General features: G+C 61.2%; 15 protein-coding genes. 10 read left to right on the top strand and 5 right to left on the bottom strand.

The features are described 5' to 3' along the window. Nucleotides 1–75: 75 nt before the first annotated feature. From PLAV_RS11635 to PLAV_RS18985, 4 genes are all read left to right on the top strand, one after another. Entirely contained in the window at nt 76–2,343 is a 2,268-nt protein-coding gene (locus PLAV_RS11635; protein ID WP_012111215.1) for a marine proteobacterial sortase target protein, read from the top strand. Between the two features lie 20 nt (nt 2,344–2,363). Further along, nucleotides 2,364–2,963 (top strand): class GN sortase, encoded by a 600-nt coding sequence (locus tag PLAV_RS11630; protein WP_012111214.1) that lies wholly within the window; start codon nt 2,364–2,366, stop codon nt 2,961–2,963. Nucleotides 2,964–3,120: 157 nt separating this feature from the next. Continuing rightward, a complete protein-coding gene (locus tag PLAV_RS18990; RefSeq protein ID WP_083762569.1) occupies nt 3,121–3,756 on the top strand; it encodes a TetR/AcrR family transcriptional regulator C-terminal domain-containing protein in 636 nt (211 codons plus the stop codon). A gap of 25 nt (nt 3,757–3,781) precedes the next feature. Then, complete coding sequence (locus PLAV_RS18985; RefSeq protein WP_012111212.1) at nt 3,782–4,408, top strand: TetR/AcrR family transcriptional regulator; 627 nt, start codon at nt 3,782–3,784, stop codon at nt 4,406–4,408. A gap of 2 nt (nt 4,409–4,410) precedes the next feature. On the opposite strand, the gene PLAV_RS19675 is transcribed toward PLAV_RS18985, so the two are convergent. Both PLAV_RS19675 and PLAV_RS19670 read right to left on the bottom strand, forming a co-directional pair. Further along, nucleotides 4,411–5,202 (bottom strand): class I SAM-dependent methyltransferase, encoded by a 792-nt coding sequence (locus tag PLAV_RS19675; RefSeq protein ID WP_012111211.1) that lies wholly within the window; start codon nt 5,200–5,202, stop codon nt 4,411–4,413. Then, nucleotides 5,199–5,675 carry a hypothetical protein gene (locus PLAV_RS19670; RefSeq protein WP_012111210.1) on the bottom strand — a complete coding sequence of 159 codons (477 nt, stop codon included), beginning with the start codon at nt 5,673–5,675 and terminating at the stop codon, nt 5,199–5,201. Before PLAV_RS19670 ends, PLAV_RS19675 begins: the two co-directional genes overlap by 4 nt. 125 nt (nt 5,676–5,800) lie before the next feature. Between PLAV_RS19670 and PLAV_RS19510 the strand changes: the two genes are divergently transcribed. Continuing rightward, nucleotides 5,801–6,055, top strand: coding sequence for a hypothetical protein (locus tag PLAV_RS19510; protein WP_012111209.1), 255 nt, complete (start codon nt 5,801–5,803; stop codon nt 6,053–6,055). A gap of 82 nt (nt 6,056–6,137) precedes the next feature. Beyond that, nucleotides 6,138–8,453: an excinuclease ABC subunit UvrB gene (uvrB, locus tag PLAV_RS11600; protein ID WP_012111208.1), complete on the top strand. Its 2,316-nt coding sequence runs from the start codon at nt 6,138–6,140 to the stop codon at nt 8,451–8,453. 697 nt (nt 8,454–9,150) lie between these two features. On the opposite strand, the gene PLAV_RS11595 is transcribed toward uvrB, so the two are convergent. Then, nucleotides 9,151–10,527, bottom strand: a complete 1,377-nt coding sequence (locus tag PLAV_RS11595) for an AAA family ATPase (RefSeq protein WP_041535974.1) — start codon at nt 10,525–10,527, stop codon at nt 9,151–9,153. A 188-nt stretch (nt 10,528–10,715) separates the two neighbouring features. Continuing rightward, nucleotides 10,716–11,123, bottom strand: coding sequence for a hypothetical protein (locus PLAV_RS11590; protein WP_012111206.1), 408 nt, complete (start codon nt 11,121–11,123; stop codon nt 10,716–10,718). A gap of 131 nt (nt 11,124–11,254) precedes the next feature. On the opposite strand from PLAV_RS11590, the gene PLAV_RS11585 reads away from it, so the two are divergent. The 3 genes from PLAV_RS11585 (at nt 11,255) to PLAV_RS18980 (ending at nt 12,736) form a co-directional block, all read left to right on the top strand. Next, complete coding sequence (locus tag PLAV_RS11585; RefSeq protein ID WP_012111205.1) at nt 11,255–11,755, top strand: GFA family protein; 501 nt, start codon at nt 11,255–11,257, stop codon at nt 11,753–11,755. A 70-nt stretch (nt 11,756–11,825) separates the two neighbouring features. Further along, nucleotides 11,826–12,164, top strand: coding sequence for a hypothetical protein (locus PLAV_RS11580; RefSeq protein WP_012111204.1), 339 nt, complete (start codon nt 11,826–11,828; stop codon nt 12,162–12,164). A gap of 17 nt (nt 12,165–12,181) precedes the next feature. Next, nucleotides 12,182–12,736: a Rossmann-fold NAD(P)-binding domain-containing protein gene (locus PLAV_RS18980; protein ID WP_012111203.1), complete on the top strand. Its 555-nt coding sequence runs from the start codon at nt 12,182–12,184 to the stop codon at nt 12,734–12,736. Between the two features lie 3 nt (nt 12,737–12,739). Here PLAV_RS18980 and PLAV_RS11570 read toward each other — a convergent pair whose 3' ends face one another. After that, on the bottom strand, nt 12,740–13,960 hold the full coding sequence (locus PLAV_RS11570; protein WP_012111202.1) for a GNAT family N-acetyltransferase: 1,221 nt from the start codon (nt 13,958–13,960) through the stop codon (nt 12,740–12,742). A 130-nt stretch (nt 13,961–14,090) separates the two neighbouring features. Here PLAV_RS11570 and PLAV_RS11565 point away from each other — a divergent pair, with 130 nt between their 5' ends. Beyond that, a complete protein-coding gene (locus PLAV_RS11565; protein ID WP_012111201.1) occupies nt 14,091–14,444 on the top strand; it encodes a cupin domain-containing protein in 354 nt (117 codons plus the stop codon). Nucleotide 14,445: the final 1 nt, after the last annotated feature.

The following is a 14,445-nucleotide window of genomic DNA, read 5'->3' as shown; positions in this document are numbered from 1 at the left end:
CCCCAATTCCCCGCGACACTTTGTCCGCCTGAGGAGGGCTTGCCCCAGGCCACGAACACATTCGCGGGGAACATCATGTCGCAAATCTCACATCGCACCGCCGCGCCGCTTGCGCCGCGCGGCTGGTCCCATTCGCTTGCTCTTTTTGTCACTTTTATCTGCGTAGTGCTTTTCGCCATTGCCAGCTTCGCCCAGCACGCGGCGCGCGCCGACAGCTCCGGTCTTGTCCGAATGGCCGACGTTGAAAGCGGCGCCCTGCTTCTGAATTCAACAGAGCCGGGCAAATACGTGCCGGCACCTCTTCTCGCCACCGATGTGAAGATCGACGTCACCGGCCCCATCGCACGCACGCGCGTCACCCAGCATTTCATCAATCCGGGCGACGGCTGGGTGGAAGGCAAATACATCTTCCCCCTTCCCGAGAACTCCGCCGTCGATACCCTGAAAATGGTCATCGGCGACCGTGTGATCGAGGGCAAGATCAAGGAAAAGGAAGAGGCGCGCCGCGTCTACGAGGAAGCGAAGGCGCAAGGCCATAAGGCAAGTCTTGTCGAACAGCAGCGGCCCAACGTCTTCACCAATTCGGTCGCAAATATCGGACCGGGCGAGACGATCATCGTCCAGATCGAATATCAGCAGACCGTGCGCCGCGACGGCGACAGGTTCTCGCTCCGCTTCCCCATGGTCGTCGCACCCCGCTACACGCCGAAAACGGCCGATCCACAGCTTGTCGACTTTGCTCCCGGCGGCGGTTGGGGCGAGGTCCGGCAGTCCGAACCGGAAAACGATCTGGAGCAGCCTCCTGTCCTTCACCCGGCTCAGGGGCAGATCAATCCCGTCAGCCTCGCTCTTTCTCTCGATGCAGGCTTTGCTCTCGGCGACATCTCGAGCACACACCACAAGATCGCGCTCAACCGCGACGGCAAGCAGAAGGCGACGCTGAAACTTGCCGAGGAACTCACTCCCGCGAACAAGGATTTCGAACTCGTCTGGAAGCCGGCCGCGGCGAAAGCACCGGCCGCCGCCCTCTTCCGCGAGCGCGTTGGCAATGAGGATTATCTCCTCGTCATGCTGACGCCGCCCTCGGGCAGCGTGCAGCCGGAAGCAAAGCCCCGCGAGGCGATTTTCGTCATCGACAATTCCGGCTCCATGTCCGGCCCGTCGATGGTTCAGGCGAAAGAGAGCCTTCTCTGGGCGCTCGACCGGCTGAAGCCCGGCGACACCTTCAACGTGATCCGCTTCGACGACACGCTGACGGTCCTCTTCCCGGATGCTGTGCCCGCGCATGGCGAAAACCTCGCGGTCGCGAAGAAGTTCGTGAAGAGCCTCGAGGCGAATGGCGGCACCGAAATGCTTCCCGCCCTTCGCGCCTCGCTCATCGACCGCAACGTGAATGACGGCACGCGCCTGCGCCAGATCGTCTTCCTGACCGACGGTGCGATTTCCAACGAAGCCGAACTCTTCCACGAGATCACGTCCAATCTCGGCCGCTCCCGTCTTTTCACGGTCGGCATCGGCTCCGCGCCGAACAGCTACTTCATGACGCGCGCTTCCGAAGCCGGTCGCGGCACCTTCACCCATATCGGCAAGGAAACCGAGGTGACGGAGCGCATGGCCGAACTTTTCGAAAAGCTGCAAAACCCGGTGATGACGAACATCACCGCCACCTGGCCGGACGGTCGTACCACCGAGAGCTGGCCGAACCCCGTGCCCGATCTCTACAAGGGCGAACCCGTGGTGCTTTCCGCGCGCATGCCGAAGGCAACCGGCACCCTCACCCTGAAGGGCGATGTGGCGGGCGAGCCTTGGGAGGTCCGCATGCAGCTCAATGCCGGCGAAACCCGCCCCGGCATCGGCAAGCTCTGGGCACGCAACAAGATCGGTCAGCTTGAAGCCGATGCGCAGATCGCCGGTGACTGGGAAAAACACGACGCCGAAATTCTCCGCGTCGCGCTCGATCACAATCTTGTAAGCCGCCGCACCAGTCTCGTCGCTGTCGATGTAACGCCTTCGCGCCCTGCCGGAGAAAAGCTGGCCTCGAAGGATATGCCCGTAAATCTGCCTGAAGGCTGGGACTACGAGAAAGTGTTTGGCGTTCGGGCAATGCCCGCGCAGAAAAGCGCGGCCTTCGCTCCCGCCGCGGCACCGATGCTCGCCATGGCTTCCGCGCCTGCCGAAGCTGACACATCAAACACCGGCCTCAGCCTGCCACAAACATCAACCGATGCTCCCGCGCTGATCCATAGTGGAGCACTCGCGCTTCTTCTTGCGGCGGTGCTGGCAGCCTTGTGGTGGCTGCAGGGACAATGGACAACAGGCGGTCTGATGAGGCGGCGCCGGTGACCATCGGCCGGAAAGGAAAAATGACTATTGGTCAAAAAAAGAAAGCGGTGGCCCTCGCCTGGGCCACCGCCATTCTTCTTTGCCTCGGCTTCGGCACATGGCAACTCGGCCACGGGCTCTACATCAATGCAAAGGCCCAATTGGCACAGGTACTTCTCGAGCGCGCATGGCAGATGACGCTGGCGGATGGCAAGCCGCACAAGGCCTGGCCCTGGGCCGATACATGGCCCGTCGCAAAGCTCGAAATTCCCTCGCTGGGTCTCACCCAAATCGTTCTTTCGAATGCCAGTGGCGAAGCCCTGGCCTTCGGTCCGGGCCATCTCGTCGGATCGCCGCAACCTGGACGCGGGGGAATGACCGTTATCGCGGGACATCGCGATACGCATTTTTCGTTCTTGAGCGGACTAAAAAATGACGACCACGTCATTGTTTCGACGGCGGATGGTGTGAGCCATCGATACATCGTCGGACAAAGCGAAATTCTGGACTCCGGTCTCGTGCGCATCGACCCCTTCTCGCGGCCGGGTATCGCCTTCGTCACCTGCTATCCCTTCGACAGCAAGGAGCAAGGTCCGTTGCGCTACGTGGTTTTTGCCTCGCCGGCCCCTGACGCCGGCTGAAAAAAAGAACTGTCCCACTGATCCGTTTTGCTGCTTCACACGTAACTGGACTAGGACACTATGTCTCAAACGAAAGAGGCATATTTCCGGGAATAACTTTGGCACCCTGCATGCTATTAGGCGTATAAATTGACAGGGGCGCAAAAGACTTTGGTCTTTGTTTGGGGGGCGTTTTCAGTTGGGACTCGCAAGTTACAGACGTTCGATAAGTGAATCGAAGCGCGCATCGATCCTGAAGGCGGCGCGCGAAAACTTCCTCGCAGACGGATATAGCCGGGCGGCCATGGCTGAGATTGCCAAGGGCGCGGATGTTTCCACGGCCACGCTCTATAAACATTTTTCGTCGAAGGAAGAATTGTTCGCCGCCGTCGTACATGCGACGTATACGGACACGAAGTCCCTCATGGCTATGGACATCCGGAATATGCCGGCCGCCGAGGTTTTGAAGCAACTTGGCGATGCCTATGTCTATCAGCAGTTCGATGGGCAGATGAACGAACTCCTTCGTGTGGTAATCGCCGAAGTGCCATCTTCGCCGCATCTCGCAAGGGAAGTTTACGAGAAGAGCGTTCTCCGCCGTTACCGGGAAGTGAAAGACATTATCGAGGCCCTCGTCGCCCGCGGCGACCTGAAGCCCCACGATACGGATGAAAGCGTCCTCTGCCTCGCCGGAATGGTGAAGGAATTTGTTGTCTGGCCCGCCTTGTTCGCGCAGAATTTCAAAAAGCCCGATGACGTGGATGAAAAGATCGGCGTTTGCATCGGTGCCTTTCTGAAAATCTATCAAGCCTGAGAACGCGAAAAGGCGCCGCTCGACCATGCAAACCGGGACCCGCGGCGGCAGAAAGAAGATCAGCGAAGCCAAGCACTCCGCGATCCTCGGAGCGGCGCGCAGGATATTTCTCGCTCAGGGATTTACCAGCGCCGGCATGGCCGAAATAGCGCGCATGGCCGATGTGTCGACGGCGACGCTCTACAAGCATTTCAACTCCAAGGAAACGCTCTTCATCGCCGTCGTGACGCAGACGGCGCAGGACGCAGGCGATTATTCCGGTCTCCTCGATCAGGACGAAACCGCGCGCGGCATTCTCGACAAGGTCTGCCGCACTTACCTGAACGTGCAATTCGATCGGGAAACGAATGCGCTCATGCGCATCGTCATCGCCGAGGTGCCGAACGCGCCACAACTCGCCCGCGAGATGTACGAGGTGCTGGGCAACCGCCGGAACGAGAGTCTGAGGGAATTGCTTGAAGGCATGATAGCGCGCGGTCTGCTGCGCCCGCATGATGCTGCCTTCGGCGCGCGCCTCGGCTCCGGCCTTATCAAGGAGTTCTTTGTCTGGCCGGCGCTCTTCGATGCCGACTACAAGCTGCCGCTCGATACGGACGAAAAGATCCGGCGCTGCATCGACGCTTATCTCGCTCTTTACGGCCCCGAAAAATAGCGCTAGCGCACCGCGAGAAACGCATAGCGGTTCACGCTGAAGAAAAATTCCCCGCGCTCGATAAGCCGCAACTGGTCGTCATACCAGCCCTGCACCTCATCCGCCGAAAGTCCGTGCCGCGCGCCATTGCCGCGTGCGAAGCCGTGGATCGTCCGCATGATGCCCGCTGCATAGGAAACCGGCTGCCACTGCGCCGCCAGCATCGGCACGATCTCGACCCTGATCGTCTGGAAGCCCGCGCGCGCCAGCAGCCGTCCGAGCTTCGCCGGCAAATGCGGATCGGCCAGATGGTCGTCCCAGCAGGTGAGCACGCGCGCCATCCGCGCCTCGTCCGATGAATGCCAGACCACGCTCCGCCAATCCGTATCGAGAATGAGCGCCCGCCCGCCAGGCCTCAACACGCGGCGAAGTTCGCCCAGCGCCTTCGGCATGTCGGCAACATATTCGTAAACCTGCGTCGAGACGGCGGCATCGAACGCGCCATCCGCGAATTCGAGCGCGGCCGCATCGCCCGTCACGCATTCCGCCTGCGGCAGCGCCGCCAGCCTTGTCCGCGCCATGGTGATCATCGCCGGCGCCATGTCGAGTCCGGCGACCCGCCCCGCATCGCCGACAAGCCGCGCAATATCCTGCGCCAGCAGCCCCGGCCCCACGCCGACATCGAGGATCCGCTCGCCCGGCTTCGGCGCCAGCATCTCGAGCACGCGGGCGCGCTGGCCGGCCACGTCCGGCGTCAGGTACATCGCTTCCAGCGACCGCGCCGCCGCCTCGTCGAATTCCAGCATCTGGCTCATGCGGCGTCCTTTTTCCGGTTCTTCTCGTTGATGGCGGCGGCAATCTCCTCCGGCCGCGCCAGATCGGCAATGAGATACCGCTTGCCGTCCGCGCCGATCAGCGCCAGCGCGCCACCGCCGAAATAACGCTGCGCATAGGAGCGCCGCACCTGCGCGAGCGCAATGTCGGCAATATCGAGCCGCAGCTTCCGCTTCAGCGGAAATCCCCACTCGATGGCCGCAGCCTCCCCCGCCACTTCCGCCCGCAGCACCCGCGCCCGCAGAAAGGCATGGCTCAGCAGCAGCGGAACCACCACCGCCTCGATCGCCAGCGCAATGGCGCGGATCGCCGTCAGCGGCGGCTCCTGCCGGTCCGCCCAGAAATAGACAACGGTCCAGGTCAGCGCCACGACCAGCGTCGGCAGATAGATGGTCCAATGCGCGCCGCTGCGCGCTGGCCGTCCGGAACTCTCGGGATTCGCGGTTTCGTTCATGAATCAGAGAATTGCAGAAGCCCACACTCATGGAAAGCGCCGCAATCCGCCGACAAACCACTCTTGTCCGGCGCCCGCCGGGCGCTAGTTCATTCATCGAGACGAAAGACAGACAAGGAGAGAAAATGGCTGGCCCCATCAAAGACACCGACCAGGCGCGACAGGGCACCACCGGTACCGGCACCCGCTACGTCTTCGCGATCTCCTTCGCGGCGGTCGTCATATTGCTCTTCGCCGTCGCCTGGGCCTTCTTCGGCCCGCCCAATCTGGGGATGGAAGACGCCCAGACCGGCATGACCCGTGAAAATCCGGCCATCACGCCACCGGTGGAAACACCCGACTGGCAGGAACCGGCCCCGGTTCAGAACCCCTCTCAGTAAACGCAAGAGGAGCCGGTTCTTTTTGAACCGGCTCCTCCGGCTGCCCCTTTGAACTGCGCCTGACTCGCGCCATATTGAGTTCATGGCGCGAGACAAATTCAAATCTTTCGGGCGGTCCTCCGAGCGGCCGTTGCCGAACGGGGGGGTCGGCTTTGCCGAAGCCCCGGCCAGCTTCATGCGCGACAGCCTCGCCGCGCTCGACCGCGAGACATGGGCGGGCGCGCTTCAGGGCGACCCCGCCAACTGGCCCCTCTTCGAGCCGCACCGCCCCGAGCGCCCGGAAAAATCCGAAGGCGGCCGCCGCCTCAACCTCGTCTCCGAATACCAGCCCGCCGGCGACCAGCCCACCGCCATCGCCGAACTCGTCGAGGCCGTGAACAAGGGCGAGCGCGACCAGGTGCTGCTCGGTGTCACCGGCTCGGGCAAGACCTACACCATGGCGCAGGTGATCGAGCGCACCCAGCGCCCCGCCCTCATCCTCGCGCCCAACAAGACGCTCGCCGCCCAGCTCTATGGCGAGTTCAAGAGCTTCTTCCCGGAAAACGCGGTCGAGTATTTCGTCTCCTATTACGACTACTACCAGCCGGAGGCCTATGTCCCCCGCACCGACACCTACATAGAAAAGGAAAGCTCGATCAACGAGCAGATCGACCGCATGCGCCACTCGGCGACGCGCGCCCTGCTGGAGCGCGACGACGTCGTCATCGTCGCCTCCGTCTCCTGCATCTACGGCATCGGCTCGGTAGAAACCTATTCGGCCATGACCTTCTCGGTGAAAGTCGGCGAGCGCCTCGACCGCAAGCAGCTGATCGCCGATCTCGTCGCCCTTCAATACAAGCGCAACGATCAGGCTTTCGGCCGCGGCACCTTCCGCGTGCGCGGCGACACGGTCGAAGTCTTCCCCGCTCACTATGAAGACCGCGCCTGGCGCATCGGCATGTTCGGCGACGAGATCGAGGAGATTTCCGAATTCGATCCGCTCACCGGCCACAAGACCGACAAGTTCACGGAAGTGAAGCTCTACGCCAATTCGCATTACGTCACGCCCCGCCCCGCCCTCAGCCAGGCGATCGAGGAGATCAAGCACGACCTCCAGGTCCGCCTTCAGGAACTGAAAGGCCAGGGCAAGCTTCTCGAGGCGCAGCGCCTCGAACAGCGCACGCAATTCGACATCGAGATGATGGAGGCGACCGGCTCCTGCGCCGGCATCGAAAACTATTCGCGCTACCTCACCGGCCGCAAGCCCGGCGAGCCGCCGCCCACCCTCTTTGAATATCTCCCCGACAACGCCCTCGTCTTCGCCGACGAAAGCCACGTCACGATCCCGCAGATCGGCGGCATGTTCCGGGGCGACTACAAACGCAAATCGACGCTCGCGGAATATGGCTTCCGCCTGCCCTCCTGCGTCGACAACCGCCCGATGCGCTTCGAGGAATGGAATGCGATGCGCCCGCAATCCGTCTTCGTCTCGGCGACGCCCGGCCCGTGGGAGATGGACCAGACAGGCGGCGTCTTCACCGAACAGGTGATCCGCCCCACCGGCCTCATCGACCCGCCCACCATCATCCGCCCGGTCGCCACGCAGGTCGACGATCTCATCGCCGAGTGCCACGAGGTTGCCGCCAAGGGCCAGCGCGTCCTCGTCACCACGCTGACGAAGCGCATGGCCGAAGACCTCACCGAATACATGCACGAGCAGGGCATCCGCGTCCGCTACATGCATTCCGACATCGAAACGCTGGAGCGCATCGAGATCATTCGCGACCTCCGCCTCGGCGCCTTCGACGTGCTGATCGGCATCAACCTGCTGCGCGAAGGCCTCGACATCCCGGAATGCGCCCTCGTCGCCATTCTCGATGCCGACAAGGAAGGCTTCCTCCGCTCCGAAACCTCGCTCATCCAGACCATCGGCCGCGCCGCGCGAAACGTCGATGGCCGCGTCATCCTCTATGCCGACAAGATCACCGGCTCGATGGAACGCGCCATCGCGGAAACGAACCGCCGCCGCGAAAAGCAGAAGGCCTATAACGAGGAACACGGCATCACGCCGGAGAGTATCCGCCGCAACATCGGCGACATCCTCGAAAGCGTCTATGAGCGCGACCATGTCCGCGTCGATACCGGCGAGGCCGACGAAGCCTTCATCGGCCACAACCTCCGCGCCCATATCGCGGACCTCGAACGCAAGATGAAGGACGCCGCCGCCGACCTCGAATTCGAAACCGCCGCAAGACTCCGCGACGAAATCAAACGCCTCGAAGCCACCGAACTCGCCATCGCCGACGACCCCATGGCGCGCCAGTCTGCGGTAGAAGAAAGCGTCGCAAGAACAGCCACCAAAGGCCGCTCCACCTCAGGCAAGCCGGGGACAAGGGCGCGGAAATACAAGAAGCGCTAACGGCATCTCCTCCCACCTTTCCCTCGGGGAAGGTCAACCCATAGAGGCGGTTTGGAACGGGGGCATTCTTCAAAACCTCCGTTCTCCGTCGTCATTGCGAGATCGCCGCAGGCCAGCGAAAAAGTCCAGAACCCAAACTGACAAAATCTATAAAATAACTGAAAGTTCCCAGTGTAGGCGGAGCTTGTTTCACGGGCACAGCGTCACGAATAGTCGGCACATAGAAATATTGCCGTCAAACCATTCGGCCTCTGTGATTCTTATAAGTTTTCTCATCGTGCACAATTTTCACCGAACAAAATTTCTTTAGCTTATTATTTGGTTTCATCTTTTTTCGACACTTCGCCAACCGATCATCTTGAGTAAAAAGGTACTTTGCTCGTCCAACGTAGCACATTGAAAAAAGATGATGGTCATCACACTCGCTGCAGTTTGCCTGAGGGTGAGAGACAATTTCTGCAATGCACTTGTTTACGTCATCAATAGGCAGATTTTTTACCCTGCCTTGTCGATCCATCTCAATCAACCACCTGCCAACAAGCACAACCTTCTTAATCTCCGTTCGGTACTGGCCTTCGGTAACCACTATGCTCGCCGATGAACTTTCAACCTCACGCCTAAGATCTCCGTACCACTCAGCGCCCGTCACCATGTCCCTTAAAGGGCCAATATCAAAGCAGAGATTCATCTCCCCCCCTTAACGCCACAGCATGTCAAATAGCCGATTGTCTTCCTGTAGAAAAAACTCTCTGTACCCTGAAGGAGCGTCACTCACCCCGCCGTTGCCGTCTATATTGATTTCGCTAATACGATTTCCTTCCGGTGTATTCTCCGAAAGCAGTATTCCACTCTCAAATCCCGCTTCTTTCTTCGACTTGAATAGACAGTAGCGGAAGCGATCAATGATATAATCACTGTGGGTTTCGATGAAAAAGGCTATCCCCTCCCCAGCAAGTTCGTAGACCAGCTCTCCAAATGCCGCCTGAGCTTTGGGATGAAGGTGCAGTTCCGGTTGCTGAATCGAAATCATTGTGTCGCTCGATCCGATGCTCCGAATTGCATCAATAATAATTGGCAGCACCTGAGATACTCCGTATCCCACCTCATCAATTGAAAATATGTGACCACGTTTTTCTATGTGGATGCCAAACGGAGCCTTTGAATCTCTCTTATTGTAAGAATTGACAATTACTTGGTCGAACATTCCACTTTGAACGCCGAACTTGTTGATCTTCTCAATTATTCTCGAACTCTTAGAGGTTTTCCTGCTGTCGTAGATTTTCTTGAGCATCGCGGGAGTGTGCGCTCCCCGGTGATCTTGAGGAATAGCGTGTCCGCTGTAAACGTGTTCAGGGCTAATCCTCATTGGGCCGTACTGAATGAAATTGACTAGGGGTGTTGTTCGCATATAAGGCATGGAAATCGAATTTTTTTCCTTGTCCACATCGACCAGCACTACCGACCAATGCTCGCCGGATATTTCAAGCGTCGGCGGAAAGCTTATGTAGCGATTATAACTAAGCGACTCATCGCTCCACCCCTCAAAAAAACTTTCAATTTTCTTCTCAACCGCTCCTTCTTCGATAGTTACGTTCTTGCGGTAGAAAGTTCTGTTTTTTCGCAAAACGAACCGAGCCTGTTTATCCCGCAAAGCGCCAATCTTCGTGGCGACGCATTCATGTTTTCCCGAATGCGTGTACTCGGCGAATCTAGCCTCTACGCTTGCTCGCTCTTCGCCACTGTCGTCAAAATGACGCCGCACCAGACTGAAGCCAACGACGGTCTTATCTCCAGTCACAAATGGAGACCGAACATCATCAATCGTGGAAAGGGGAGAGGAGTCAGAAAAAATATCAAACTGATTGCCAAAATCTCTGCTCGCAATCACCGACAGCAAGTAGATCAAGGAAGTTTTACCTGAGCTGTTGTCACCAACGACAAAAGTTACATCTTTAATTTGAAAATCGATTTTAGCGAAGCCGCGAAAGTTTTCAGCATACACGCGCCGAAAAACTTTCTTCTGACTGCGCACCTTCTTTGAATTCGCTTTGCGCTTAGTTGCCGCCCTAGCCATCACCCCTCCAAATGCCCGACTCAACAAGCCGAAGAGTTACCTCCCTTAAGCCAGAAGCTACCCTAGGCCAAGATCTTCTGCATCCAAATTATCGAGCTGTGCGAACGATCCTTGCTCCTCATATTTCCAAATAGAACGAGCGGGACCCCGCAGTATAACTGCGGTTGCCCCTAATGGACGAAAAGCCCTCACACCTCCAACAAATACTCCACAAAATCCTTCACATCGAACACCAGCGACACCGCCAGCGTCGCCGTCGCCACGACGAACCAGACGCCGAACACGCTCTTCTTCGCCACCAGCGGCCAGCGCCGGATGTAATAGACAAGCACCGGCGTCCAGAACACGAGATGCGTGACGCCCCAGAGCTTGTTCCAGCCGACCGCCATGCCGAGCGCCATCGTCGCGATCATGGTGACGACGAAGGAGAGCAGCATCCACCGCGCCTCCACCCGGAAAAACGAAAACACCAGGCTGCCGAGCCCGAGCACGGCCAGCATCCAGTACATCCAGTAATGCACCCACACCGGCAGCGTCGCCACATAGGCATCCTGCGACGCGCTCGCCGCCTGCAGCGCTTCCATGAAATCGGCCATCGTCTCCACCCCTTCTGTTGCCTGCGGGAAATGTGGGAGCCGCGCCGCCCTCCCTCAAGTCAACTTTCTGTCAATGGTCCTCGCCTGCCCGCGCGGCCCCGGTCTATGCTCGCGCCACGCCCGGAGGAGAGATGGAACGGAAGCCTGCAAGCCCCGCGAAGAAGCGCACCCTCGCCCATGTCCAATGGGCACAGGGCAAGTGCCGCTGCGGCGCCGTCCGCTTCGAGATCATGGTCCCCGCCCTCTGGGCCTGGCACGATCATTCGCAGGCGACGCGCGAAACGACCGGCGCCGCCGCCATGTGCTGGGTCGGAAGCTGGAAGAAGCGTTTCCGCCTCACCTCCGGCGAAGACGACATCACACGCTACGAAGAGCCCGGCACCGCCCGCAGCTTCTGCCGCCGCTGCGGCACGCCCCTCTTCTACGAGCGCGACCGCTCCCGCCACGTCATCAACATCCCCCGCGCCCTCTTCACCGCCCGCACCGGCCGCGAACCCCGCTACCATGCCGGCCTGAAGGAGATGCCCGACTGGGCCTATAATGGCGAACCCCTGGCCCCGCTCAAAGCCTATCCCGGCATCATGATCGAGCGGAAAAGGAAGAAGAAACCGCCGCCGGAAGGCATGTTCTGACCTGCACGCTTTCGCCATATTCCCCGCATATGGTCCCCGCGAGACCGAGACCTTTCATGGAGACACACACATGCGCGCGAAACTCGCGATCGTTGCACTGACGATCTCGCTGGCGATCCCCGGCGCCGCTTCCTTCGCAAAGGATGGCGACGGCAACGAGCGTTCGCCCGTCGGTCAGGCCGTGGACGGCGTCAAGGAAGGCGGCCGCACCATCGGCCATGGCGCGCGCGACGCCACCACCGCCATCGGCCACGGCACCCGCGACGCGGTCCACACGGTCGGCGACACCGCCGACGAAGTGACGACCGAGATCGGCCACGGCACGCGCGACGCCGTCAAGGAAACCGGCAACTTCTTCACCCGCATCGGCCACGCCTTCCGCGACGGCTGGAACGACCTCACCGACTGATCCGGCGGAGGCCAGCCGTGACGACAACCCTCCTCCTCGGCACCACGGGCATGCTGAACGCGGCCTCGGTTCACGCCGTCGCCCGTTCGGACAAGGCGGTGCTCGTCTCGCGTCGCGCCGGCGGCTTCTCCTTCGGCGCCGATACGCTCGACACGAAACTCGTCCGCGTCGCGCAGAGCTATGATGATGAAGCCGCCTTCCTCGCCGCGCTGGAGCCTCACGCCCCCTTCGACGTCGCCCTCACCTGGATTCGTCCGCGTGCGGAGCTGCTGCGCGCCGCGCTCGATGCGCTCATTGCGCCGGGCGGCCTCCTGATCGAGGTCATGGGCAGCCGCTCGCTCCTCACCGGCGAGAACGGCGAACCCTCCATCGCCACGCTCCGCGCCGAGGCGCTGGCCCACCAGCCGGACCTGACCTATGCACAGGTGGTCCTGGGTTTCGTCCGCGAGGGCGAGACCTCGCGCTGGCTCAACCACGAGGAAATTTCCGCCGCCGCCATCGCCCAGATGGAAATGCCGCTCCCCCGCCGCATCGCCGGCGTGCTGGAGCCGTGGGATGCCCGGCCGGCTTGAGCCTCAGGCGAGCCGCGCCCGCAGCCGCTGCACCAGCGCCATCAGCCGCCGGTCATTCTTGACGAACCGCTTCGCCGCAAGCTGTGCCCGGATCGCCGCGGCGGCCGGCCATCCCGCCACGCTCACGCCCATGATGCCGTTCCGCATCTCCATCGGCGTGTCGCAGAAACTTTCCTTGTACGGCAGATACCCGACCGAGAGATCGTAAACCGCAATGCCGCGCTCGATGCTCGATTGCAGAAGTTTCAGCAGATGCAGCCGCCCCGGTGAAAGCCGCGCCAGTTTCGCCGGATCGTAGGTATGCACCATCAGCGTGCTGCGCCCGTTGCGGATATGGCCGATGCTGCCCGAGAGAAATTCTCCGTCGAGCCGCAGCTCCGCCACCTCAAGCAGCCGCCGCTCTTCCGGCAGCGCCGCCAGTTCGCGCCACGCCGCCAGATAATTTTCCTTCTCGAAGATCGACGAAATGCCCTGCGCCGCAAGCTGCGCCGCCTTGCGCGCCAGAATGTTTTCCGTCATCTCGAGCGTTTCCGCCGCCGTCTCCGCGAAACGGAACGTCACCTCGCCCATCGCCTCGAGCTTGCGCATCTTCGAGCGGTCGATCCGCCGCGTCTCCGCCCGGTAGCGTTGAGAGAATGCCTCGAATGTCGAAGGCAGGTCGAACACATAGGCCGCGTCCGGCGCGGCCCCGCCCGCCAATCCGGCAAAGGGGTTCGCAAGCGGCGCCGAGGGCGAGCCGAGCCACACCGGCTGGCTTTCCAGCATCACGAGGTCATGGCGCGGCAGCGCGCGGCGGATATGCCGCCACAGCACCTTGAATTCCGCGTCGCTCATCGCGAAGCCCGCCGCCAGCAGCGGCGCCTTGTAGTCCGCCAGCTTCCCGCCCATCCAGACGAGACGCCGCAGCCCGAAGCGGCGCTCGATGGCAAGCGGCGCCAGCATCAGCGGCTCGCCCTGCTGCGCCACCACCACGATCGCCGGCGTCATGTCCTTCGCCACATGCCTGCACCAGGCCGAAAGCCAGTCGAAGCTCTGAAAAGCCGTCCCCGTCGCGCGCGCCTCGAAGGCCCGCCATGCCGGCTCCGCCGCCTCCAGGCTCTCGTAAACCGTCACCCCCGCCGCATGCGCGAGCCGCGCTCCATACCCCGCCCTGAAACGGGCCGTGCCGCCGCGCGGCCGCCGGGCCGCCTCCTGGGGAAAAACTGTGTCGCTCGAAAGGCTCATCGTCTGCTCCTGGCACGGCCTGTCCCTTTTCGGGACAGACCTTCGCTCTGGAGCAAAACCAAGCAAGCTTCCGGCCAGCCCTCCCCGTCATGCTAGGCTGCCGCCGCACGCACCAACCGGAGCCTTCCTGATGACGACCGCGCTGATCCCCTTCGCCATTGCCGGCCTCGCGCCCGAGAAAGGCGCCCCCGCCCCTGACAGGATCGTCTCCGGCACGCCCGAAAGCCGCACCTGGAACCTCTATGCCTCGCCCGATGGCAAGTTCTTCTCCGGCATCTGGGAAAGCGAGCCCGGCGCCTGGCGCATCCACTACACCGAGCATGAGTTCTGCCACATCCTCGAAGGCGAAAGCCGCATCGCCGAGGACGGCGGAAAAACCGTGACGCTGAAGGCGGGAGATGCCTTCGTCATCCCGGCCGGCTTTACCGGCACCTGGGAAGTCGTCACGCGAACGCGCAAGCAATACGCGATCTACGAAGCCTGAG

The sequence above is a fragment of the Parvibaculum lavamentivorans DS-1 genome, from assembly GCF_000017565.1.
Taxonomy (GTDB): domain Bacteria; phylum Pseudomonadota; class Alphaproteobacteria; order Parvibaculales; family Parvibaculaceae; genus Parvibaculum; species Parvibaculum lavamentivorans.
The sequence above is the reverse complement of the archived record's forward strand: the minus strand, read 5'-3'. Positions and strand labels throughout refer to the sequence as shown.

Bases quoted from the DNA above. Each gene is read 5' to 3' on its own strand.
- PLAV_RS11635 (WP_012111215.1), top strand. From the start codon at position 76: ATGTCGCAAATCTCACATCGCACCGCCGCGCCGCTTGCGCCGCGCGGC.
- PLAV_RS11630 (WP_012111214.1), top strand. From the start codon at position 2,364: ATGACTATTGGTCAAAAAAAGAAAGCGGTGGCCCTCGCCTGGGCCACC.
- PLAV_RS18985 (WP_012111212.1), top strand. From the start codon at position 3,782: ATGCAAACCGGGACCCGCGGCGGCAGAAAGAAGATCAGCGAAGCCAAG.
- PLAV_RS19675 (WP_012111211.1), bottom strand. From the start codon at position 5,202: ATGAGCCAGATGCTGGAATTCGACGAGGCGGCGGCGCGGTCGCTGGAA.
- PLAV_RS19670 (WP_012111210.1), bottom strand. From the start codon at position 5,675: ATGAACGAAACCGCGAATCCCGAGAGTTCCGGACGGCCAGCGCGCAGC.
- PLAV_RS19510 (WP_012111209.1), top strand. From the start codon at position 5,801: ATGGCTGGCCCCATCAAAGACACCGACCAGGCGCGACAGGGCACCACC.
- uvrB (WP_012111208.1), top strand. From the start codon at position 6,138: ATGGCGCGAGACAAATTCAAATCTTTCGGGCGGTCCTCCGAGCGGCCG.
- PLAV_RS11595 (WP_041535974.1), bottom strand. From the start codon at position 10,527: ATGGCTAGGGCGGCAACTAAGCGCAAAGCGAATTCAAAGAAGGTGCGC.
- PLAV_RS11590 (WP_012111206.1), bottom strand. From the start codon at position 11,123: ATGGCCGATTTCATGGAAGCGCTGCAGGCGGCGAGCGCGTCGCAGGAT.
- PLAV_RS11585 (WP_012111205.1), top strand. From the start codon at position 11,255: ATGGAACGGAAGCCTGCAAGCCCCGCGAAGAAGCGCACCCTCGCCCAT.
- PLAV_RS11580 (WP_012111204.1), top strand. From the start codon at position 11,826: ATGCGCGCGAAACTCGCGATCGTTGCACTGACGATCTCGCTGGCGATC.
- PLAV_RS11570 (WP_012111202.1), bottom strand. From the start codon at position 13,960: ATGAGCCTTTCGAGCGACACAGTTTTTCCCCAGGAGGCGGCCCGGCGG.
- PLAV_RS11565 (WP_012111201.1), top strand. From the start codon at position 14,091: ATGACGACCGCGCTGATCCCCTTCGCCATTGCCGGCCTCGCGCCCGAG.